The sequence below is a fragment of the Verrucomicrobiota bacterium genome (genome assembly GCA_016871535.1).
Lineage (GTDB): Bacteria > Verrucomicrobiota > Verrucomicrobiia > Limisphaerales > SIBE01 > VHCZ01.
The window spans coordinates 1-7,523 of record VHCZ01000290.1; the positions used below are offsets into that span (position 1 = coordinate 1).

Sequence of the window (7,523 nt, forward strand, 5' to 3'; positions counted from 1 at the left end):
TGGCGCGTCCGGCAGGACTTGAACCTGCAACCTTCTGATCCGAAGTCAGAAGCTCTATCCAATTGAGCTACGGACGCAGCCTTGGATTTGAAATTTCAAATAATTTCAAATCATCTGAAATTTGAAATCCGGGATGGGGTGGCTGACGGGATTTGAACCCGCGACAACCAGATCCACAATCTGGGGCTCTAACCAGGCTGAGCTACAGCCACCAACCAGGGGCCGAAAACTAGGTTCGTTTCCCCTGAGCGTCAAGCCTTGAGCGCCTTGCCGCGACGCCGCCGCTGTTCGCGCCGAGCCAGTTCTTTCGCCCGCGACCAGCCATCCACGCCAGCTTCGGACTCCGCTGCCTCCGCGGTTTCGGCCGCCCGGATTTCTGCCGCCAATTTGGTGGAAGGCACGAAAGCAGAAGTCTCGGAATCATCGAATCCTGAAATCGCTTCCAGATCTTCCAGTTCGAGTTCTGCGGCGTGCGATTCCAGTAACTCGTTCAACAGGCCCAGGATTCGGTCAATCATGTGGGGCCGTAAGGTCTCCGCTCCGGCCGTGCCGTTCTTTCCTTGCTTCAACAGTTTCAGCAGCGGTTGGGCAATGACCGTATCGCCCACGTTGAGGAGCGATTCGGCGGCATCCAGGAGGACGAGCGGCGACGGGTCCACCAGATCGCAGCGCAACACTTCACGCGACCTGGGATCGCCCCGCCCGGCCAGCGCGTGCGCCACGGCGCGCCGGATCACGTGGTTCCGGCTGCTCAGCGCCGCCACGAGAGGTTCTTCCGGGCCTTTTCCGATTTCTATCAGGGCGTCGAGGGCGGACTTTCGGACGGTGGCTTCGGCGTTATCCAGCGCCTGAGATAGCGCATCGATATCGCGCGCGCCTTTGACCTGGCCGACCGACACGGCGGCCTTGCCCAGGCCGTCTTGCATCTCCCTCAGCGTCGTGGCCAGCGGTTTGATGACGCGCGAATCGCCGATCTTGCGCAAGACGTCCTTGGGATTCTTGAAGACGTTGCCGCCGGCGTCTTTCAAAGCGGAGACGAAATGCGGCACGGACGTCCGGACACCCTCAGCTTTCCCCCAGTCCGGATCGATCTTCCACAGAGCATCCACGAGCGGTTCCACCACGGAGTGGCCCACGCGCACGAGCACCGCTGCGGCCGTCTCGCGAATCGAGGCATCCTTGCTCTTGAGCGCTTCCACCAGCGGTTCGATGATGGAATTGCCAATCCGGACCAACGCGGCGGAGACGGCATGGCGAGCCTTGGTATCTCCATGATGAAGGGCCGCGATCAATGGCGCCAAGGCTCGCGGATCGCCCATCTCGCCCAAAGCCGAAGCCGCCGCTTCTTGCACGCTGCTGTTTGGATCCGCGAGCGCAGCGAAGAGCGGTTCCAGCGTGCGAGTTCCGCCCACCTGGCCGAGCACCGTGGCCGATGTCCGGCGAAGCCGCTCGTCGTCGCCCTTCAACGTTTCAATGACGGCGGTCACGGCTTCTTTGGCCGCGGCGGACTGCGCCCAGTTCGGATCGATCTTCCAAAGCACTTCGATCGCCGCTTCCCGCATCTCGTTGTCTTTGAGCGCGGCCATGAGCGGGTTAAGGGCCGCGCGGCCAACCCGGACCAGTGCCGCCGCGGCGGTTTCGCGCACGCGCGGCTTGTTTTCCTTCAATCGCGCAATCAACAGCGGGATCGTCCGCGCGCCGATGCGCACCAGGCCGGCGGCGGCCGATTCTCGGGCTCCGGATTCTCCGTGATCCAGCGCCGTCAGCAACTCCCGCAAAGCCTCATCCGTGGCGATTTGTCCCAGAACGGCGGCGGCGGTCTCGCGAGGCGTGACGTCCCGGTCTGAAAGCATGGCGCCGAGAAGCCGGACGGCTGGGGTTCCGATTTGCGCGAGCGCGGACGCGGCGGCCAGGCGCGCATCTGCGTGCTTGCTTTTGAGCGCGGCAACCAGCGACCGGACCGCGGGAGGGCCGATTCGCACCAGCGACGCGACGGCCGCCTGACGAACGCGGGGGTTGAGGTCCTTGAGCGCGCCCATCAACGATTCGACCGAGTGCGCATCCTGCAGCTCGCCGAGTTTTTTCGCGGCTGCCTCGCGCACTTTCCAATCGTCATCCTTAAGCTGACGCGATGTCCACCAGAGCATTCCGTTCTTTCCGTTGATTCACGCTTCTTGGACCGGTTCGGTCTGATCCAATAATCGGCGAGAAAATGATCTAACCTTAACCAATAAGCGCACCCCAGAATCCCAAGTCAAGCGTGCAAAAGTTGTCGAATTTGCCGCTCGCCACGTCGTATCATTCCGCCCATGAAAACGGATTGGGATGCGCTTGTGGAAGGACTTCTGTGCCATCTGAATGAGTTGAAGGAGCAAGGCGTGCGGTTCTTGCCCGTTGCGCCGCATACTCTAGCCGCCCTGGATGCGCTGGCCGCAAATAGGGCTGCGCAGCCGCGCAGCCGCGCCTCCGTTGATCCGGCGGGGACGAAGCGGCCCCGCCATCCCGACGGTTCTGACACCAAGGGAGCTTCCGATGAACCGAGTAGGGACGGATTCCACTCCGTCCCTGACCTTGCTCAACCATCGAAAGAACAATTCCAGGGACACGGTGGAACGCGTCCTTACCCAACTGTAGAGGGTGTCCGAGCGACGGGCCTTCGCCACGCCGAAGTGGCTTCGGCCACGCAGGCGGGTGAGGGGGATTTCCCTGGGCACGCCTCGGAAACTGCCGCCGCTTCCCAGCAGGCCAAGGCCGCGGCTATGGCGGCGCTGCGCGAGCGCGCTCTCGTTTGCCGGAAATGCCCGCACCTCGCTCAGTCGCGAAAGAACGTCGTCTTTGGCGTCGGCGACATCCATTGTCCGCTCATGTTTGTCGGGGAAGCTCCGGGCGCGGACGAAGACGCGCAAGGCGAACCGTTCGTGGGCGCGGCGGGACAGTTGCTGACGCGGATCATCAAGGCGATGGGCTTTTCGCGCGACACGGTCTACATCGCGAACATTCTGAAGTGCCGTCCGGACACACCGGACCAGGCGTACGGCAATCGCAAGCCCACGCCGGAAGAAATGCAGACGTGCTCGCCTTATCTACTGGAGCAAATCGATCTGATTCAGCCGAAGGTCATCGTGGCGCTGGGCGCGACGGCGGTCGAAGGATTGCTAGGCCGGACCGAAGGCATTTCCAGGCTCCGCGGACAGTTCCAGGAATTTCGCGGCGTGCCGGTCATGCCCACCTTTCATCCCTCGTATCTTTTGCGCAACGAATCCCTGGCGGTGAAGCGGCAAGTGTGGGAGGACATGCTCAAGGTCCTCGAAAAACTGAACGTCCCGATCACCGAGAAACAACGGAATTACTTTTTGAAGGGGAGTGGTTAGCACGGGACAGTGGGTTCTTCATCCTTTCTTCCCATGAACCGGACGGTAGGGCGAGCCTGTCCCCAGCGAGCCGAGTCGGACGTGTTCCACGTACGTCGGAGCGGCTCGCCGGGACGGACTCGCCCTACCGAGTTCAAGGGCCGAGTGCATGGTTTTGAAACCAAGCAGGCTTCCCCTGAACCTGGCAGGGACGGATTCCACTCCGTCCCTGACAGTACTCCACAATCGAGAGCCATACGCCGAGGCGGTGGAACGCGTCCCTACCGGTTCGTGGTCCCAAAGTACGATCGCGGTGAAACGCTGTTGACCTCCGTCAAAGCTCGCGGCCCGGCACGCCGCCATGCTGTTCCGCAATCTCGAATACGATTGGCAGGATATGAATCGAAGGACTTTTCTCAAAACTTCGGGCGCGGGCGCATGCTGGCTGGCCGCTCCAGGCCTCAGGGGCGCCGAACCGAATTCCACTGCGGACGAAGCCGAGCTCCTCTCGCGCGCCAAAGAACAAATTGAGAAACATCGCAAAGGGGACGGCGTCATTGTCGTGCGCGACGCCAGCGGCAAACCGATCGCAAATGCGATCCTTAAGCTGGAGCAGACGCGGCACCAATTCCTTTTCGGCTGCAATTTTTTCATGTTTGGCCGCATCCGCGATCCGGAGCGCGAAGAGGAATATCGCCGCCGCTTCGCTTCGTTGCTCAACTACGCCACGCTCGGTTTTTACTGGCCGTACTACGAGCCGGAGCGCGGCAAACCGATCTACGATTACACGGACAAAGTCACCGCCTGGTGCCGCGAGCATGGCATCACCTGCAAAGGGCATCCTTTGGTCTGGGACTACGCGGACCCCAAATGGCTGCCGCAGGATTTCGCCGAGATTCGAGCGCTGTCCAACGCGCGCGTCCGCGAGATCGTCGAGCGGTTCCACGGACGCATTGACATCTGGGACGTCGTCAACGAGCCGACGCACCTGGGTCGATTCAAGACGCGCACCGGCGAACGCGCGATGGCCATGGGCGCCGTGCCGTACACCGCCGAAGCTTTGAAAATCGCGCGCGCGGCCAACCCGCGGGCGCTGCTTCTGGTGAACGATTACCGCACCGATCCGCCCTTCCAACAAATCCTCGAAGAGTTGCGCGAGGACGGAAAACTGCTGTTCGACGCCATCGGCATTCAGAGCCACATGCACGGCGGCGGCTGGCCGTTGCGCAAGATTTGGGACGTGTGCAGCGGCCCGCGCGCGGAGAAAGGGCGATGGGCCGCCACGACGCCTGAAGGCGAAGCGGCGCAGGCCGAGTACGTGCCGAAGTTTTACACGATGTTGTTCGCGCACCCGGCGGTGGAGGCGTTGACGTGGTGGGATTTCGCAGACGAAGGCGCATGGCAAGGCGCTGCCGCCGGCTGGCTCCGCAAAGATATGTCGCCCAAACCGGCCTATGAACGGCTGATGAAACTCTTGAAAGACGAATGGTGGACCAAAGCCGAGTCGCGAACAAATCAGCACGGTGAAGCGGCGATCCGGGCTTTTTTCGGCGCGCATCGTGTCACCGCTCAGTTGTCTGACGGCCGAACCTCCACGAAAGAGATCATTTGGAAACGGGACCAACCGAATCGGCGCGAGGTGAGCGTCAACTAACGGAGCAACATGTCACGGAAAGTGATTGCCTCAGTCATGCTCGCGGCGGCCTGGCTTGCCACGGAGCCGGTCGCCACAGCCGCGCCGTATGCCGACCGTTTCGTCTGGGTGTTCGGCTGGAATCTCCGGCGAGACGCCGACGTCACCGACGTGACCAACGTCCTCACGAGAGCGGCCAAGAGCGGCCTGAACGGCGCGGTGCTCTCAGCGAGCCTCGATTCGTTGTGCAAGCAGCCGCCCGATTACTTCCGCCGCTTGCGCGAAGTGAAAGACGCTTGCGAGCGCAACGGCCTCGAACTGATCCCCAGCGTTTTCTCGGTCGGCTACGGCGGCGGATCGCTGTCGCACAATCGCCAGTTGGCCGAAGGTTTGCCGGTGAAGGATGCCCTCTTCCTCGCCGAGCAAGACCGCGCGCGCTTCGCGCCAGACCCGACGGTTGCGCTGGCCAACGGCGGGTTTGAGGAATCGGCCGATCACCGATTCAAAGGGTTCAATCTCCAGGACGAGCCGCGCGTGATCAGTTTTTCGGACGCGACGGTGAAGCGCAGCGGAGAGGCGGCGTTGCGGTTGGAGAATTTCAAAGCTCATCCCAACGGCAACGCGCGCGTGATGCAGGAAATCCGCGTTCGCCCGAACCGGAGTTATCGCGTGAGCGTTTGGGTCAAGACGAAGGACCTCAAGCCGGTGAGCGCGTTCCGCATTCAAGCGCTGGCGGGCAATCGCCAACTCGCGCCGCGCACGTTCAACCTCGCGTCCACGACCGACTGGCGAAAACTCACCCTGGTCTTCAACAGCCTCAATCTCGAATCGGTTCGGCTCTACGCGGGTTTGTGGGGCGGACGAGAAGGCCAGGTCTGGCTCGACGATTGGACGGTCGAAGAAGCCGGCCCGTTGAACGTTCTGCGGCGCCCCGGCACACCGGTGACGGTGCAGAGCGAGGACGGCTCAATGAGCTTTGAAGAAGGCCGGGACTATGCGCCGCTTCAGGACCCGGACTTCAGTTTCTGGAACGTAGATCGTCCGGCGCCGGCGCTGCGGCTTCCGCCGGGTTCGCGGATTCGCGAAGGGGTGCGGCTGCGGGTCGGTTGGTTTCATCCGATGGTCATTCACGATTCGCAAGTGACGATTTGCATGGCCGAGCCGGAGCTTTACGAAATCTGGGATCATGAAGCGAAACTCCTGGCCGAGCACCTCAAACCCCGCCGCGTTCTCCTGAACATGGATGAAGTGCGCCTGGGCGGCACGTGCCAGGCTTGCCAGGGCAAAGACATGGATTGGTGGATTTGGAACAGGCCACTGGCCTGTTGCGGCAGGCTACCAGCCTGCCGCAATGTTCGGCGGCAAGTTGCCGCCGAAAACGGCCTGGTAGCCCGTTCCACCCATTTTCAAAACACGCTCAAATCCCAAAATCGTATTTGTCGATGTTCTCTTTCGTGAAGCGGATCGGCTCCGCCATGATAACGGTCTTCGGGTCTTGCTGGCTGAGCGTGATCTTGCCGTGGCCGGGAACATCCTGGCCGTCCGCCGGCGGTTTTCCATCCACCAGCATTTTCGCGAGCCGCACAGTCAACGCGCCGAGCGCGCGCGGGTCCCAGAGATAGAACGACTGAAGCACGCCTTCCTTGAGGTAGGGCCGCATTTTGTTCGGGGTTGAATTGCCCGTCAACGCGACCTTGCCGATTTTGCCCGCGCGTTTGATCGCCTCGGCCGCGCCGGGCACGGAATTGGAATCGAACGCAACGATCCCTTTCAAATTCGGATAGGCATTGAGCAACGTCTCGACTTTTTGCCGGGCGAAATTCTCGTCTTCCTTGGTTACCTCCGTCGCGACCAGTTTCAGCTTCGGATATTTTTCCTTGGCGCGGGCTTCGGAGAAACGGCGCCAGGTATTCAAATTCGCGGCGTCCAGGCTGGCAATGGCGATGGCCCATTCGCCTTCCTCGCCCATCTGCCGCGCCAGATCGTCGATCAAGGTTTCGCCCAGGACTTTTTCATCGACCTGGTTCACGAACAAATCGCGCCCGCTCTCCGGCGCGTCGCTGTCCCAGGTGAGCACTTTGATGCCCTGGGCTTTCGCTTTTTCGACGAACCGCACGATGGTTTTCGGCTGGTTCGGCGCAACGCAAATGGCGTTCACGCCCTGGCGAATCCAGGTGTCGAAGAACTTGTTTTGCTCGCTGCCACTCGGTTCGGTGGGGCCATCGTAGATCAAAGTGACGCCCAGTTCTTCCGCGGCTTTGGAGGCGCCGCGTTTGCAGGCGTCGAAGTAATCGATGTTCACCAGCTTGGGGAGCACGGCGATGACGGAGCGGCCCGGGGAAATCTTCAGCGCCGGCGCGGCGGGGGAGTCGGCGGTTTTGTGGTCGCCGCAACCGGTCAACAGTCCCGCGAGAGCGGCGAACGCAATGATTTCACAAGCAAAGCGCATAAGCGATGAAGGCGAGTCGAAAGTTGTGTTCGTGCCGACCTTAATAGGAAGCGGGAGGCCATGTCAATTTTCGCCAGGAACCGTCGGAACC

5 protein-coding genes and 2 tRNA genes are annotated in these 7,523 nt (G+C 61.6%); 3 read left to right on the forward strand and 4 right to left on the reverse strand.

From position 1 onward, the window contains the following. The 3 genes from FJ398_24070 to FJ398_24080 all read right to left on the reverse strand — a co-directional run bounded on the left by FJ398_24070 (position 1) and on the right by FJ398_24080 (position 2,147). Positions 1 to 77: transfer RNA gene (locus tag FJ398_24070), tRNA-Arg, on the reverse strand. Positions 78 to 134: 57 nt separating this feature from the next. Next, a tRNA-His gene (locus FJ398_24075) sits at positions 135 to 212 on the reverse strand. A 39-nt stretch (positions 213 to 251) separates the two neighbouring features. Further along, a complete protein-coding gene (locus FJ398_24080; GenBank protein MBM3840975.1) occupies positions 252 to 2,147 on the reverse strand; it encodes a HEAT repeat domain-containing protein in 1,896 nt (631 codons plus the stop codon). A gap of 612 nt (positions 2,148 to 2,759) precedes the next feature. Between FJ398_24080 and FJ398_24085 the strand changes: the two genes are divergently transcribed. The 3 genes from FJ398_24085 (at position 2,760) to FJ398_24095 (ending at position 6,441) form a co-directional block, all read left to right on the forward strand. Next, entirely contained in the window at positions 2,760 to 3,371 is a 612-nt protein-coding gene (locus tag FJ398_24085) for a uracil-DNA glycosylase (protein ID MBM3840976.1), read from the forward strand. Positions 3,372 to 3,711: 340 nt separating this feature from the next. Continuing rightward, positions 3,712 to 5,004, forward strand: coding sequence for a twin-arginine translocation signal domain-containing protein (locus tag FJ398_24090; GenBank protein ID MBM3840977.1), 1,293 nt, complete (start codon positions 3,712 to 3,714; stop codon positions 5,002 to 5,004). A 9-nt stretch (positions 5,005 to 5,013) separates the two neighbouring features. Then, a complete protein-coding gene (locus FJ398_24095; GenBank protein ID MBM3840978.1) occupies positions 5,014 to 6,441 on the forward strand; it encodes a hypothetical protein in 1,428 nt (475 codons plus the stop codon). On the opposite strand, the gene FJ398_24100 is transcribed toward FJ398_24095, so the two are convergent. Then, positions 6,401 to 7,432 (reverse strand): autoinducer 2 ABC transporter substrate-binding protein, encoded by a 1,032-nt coding sequence (locus FJ398_24100; protein MBM3840979.1) that lies wholly within the window; start codon positions 7,430 to 7,432, stop codon positions 6,401 to 6,403. The genes FJ398_24095 and FJ398_24100 overlap by 41 nt on opposite strands. Positions 7,433 to 7,523: the final 91 nt, after the last annotated feature.

Bases quoted from the DNA above. Each gene is read 5' to 3' on its own strand.
- FJ398_24080 (MBM3840975.1), bottom strand. From the start codon at position 2,147: ATGCTCTGGTGGACATCGCGTCAGCTTAAGGATGACGATTGGAAAGTG.
- FJ398_24085 (MBM3840976.1), top strand. From the start codon at position 2,760: ATGGCGGCGCTGCGCGAGCGCGCTCTCGTTTGCCGGAAATGCCCGCAC.
- FJ398_24090 (MBM3840977.1), top strand. From the start codon at position 3,712: ATGCTGTTCCGCAATCTCGAATACGATTGGCAGGATATGAATCGAAGG.
- FJ398_24095 (MBM3840978.1), top strand. From the start codon at position 5,014: ATGTCACGGAAAGTGATTGCCTCAGTCATGCTCGCGGCGGCCTGGCTT.
- FJ398_24100 (MBM3840979.1), bottom strand. From the start codon at position 7,432: ATGCGCTTTGCTTGTGAAATCATTGCGTTCGCCGCTCTCGCGGGACTG.